1 protein-coding gene is annotated in these 704 nt (G+C 71.0%); it reads right to left on the bottom strand.

The annotated features are described in order from the left end of the window. Positions 1–704: HNH endonuclease signature motif containing protein (locus tag AC1D14_RS22585; protein WP_476969237.1), on the bottom strand; the 704-nt coding region annotated here is incomplete at both ends.

Genomic DNA, 704 nt, shown 5'->3' with positions numbered 1-704 from the left:
GTGGATGAGGTGGTGGTGGTGGGTGCAGAGGAGGACGCCGTTGTCGGTGTTGGTGGGTCCGCCGTGTGACCAGTAGGTGGTGTGGTGGGCTTCGCACCAGGGGGCGGGGATGGTGCAGGTGGGGAAGGCGCAGCCTTGGTCGCGGGCGGTGAGGGCTTTGCGGAGGTGGGGTGGGAAGATCCGGGTGGTGCGGCCGATGTCCAGGATGCGGCCTTGGCTGCCGAGAAGGATGGGGATGATGTCGGCGTCGCAGGCGATTTTGCGGACGGTGGCGGGGGTGACGGGGCCGGTGAAGGCGAACGTCCCGGTCCCGGTGGGGGTGTCGGGGAGCGGGGGCAGGCCGGTCGCGGTGTCGTCGGTCGCTGCGGGTGCAGTGCCTGTGGCTGCCGGGTTTTGCCAGTGGGTTTGTGCATTGTCGCCGGGGCGGCTGGGGCCGCCGGTGTTGGTCGTTGTCCGGGTCGTGGGTGTGGGTCGGGTGTAGCGGGGGCCGTTGGCGGCGGTGGTGTGGAGGCGGTTCAGGAGGTCCTGGTAGCTGATGGTGACCATGACCTGGGGCCGGAGTCCGCCGGTGGCTGGCAGGGTGTTGGTGGCGAGGGCTGTTTTGCAGGCGCCGACGAGGCCGTCGAGGAGTTGTTGGGGTCGGGTGCGGCGTTCGAGGTGGGCGTCCGCGGCCGCGGCTTCGGCCGCGGCGCCGAATCCCGGCC

This window comes from Arthrobacter sp. P1_B11 (assembly GCF_056406715.1).
Note: the sequence above shows the minus strand (reverse complement) of the source record. Positions and strands in the feature narration are given on the sequence as shown.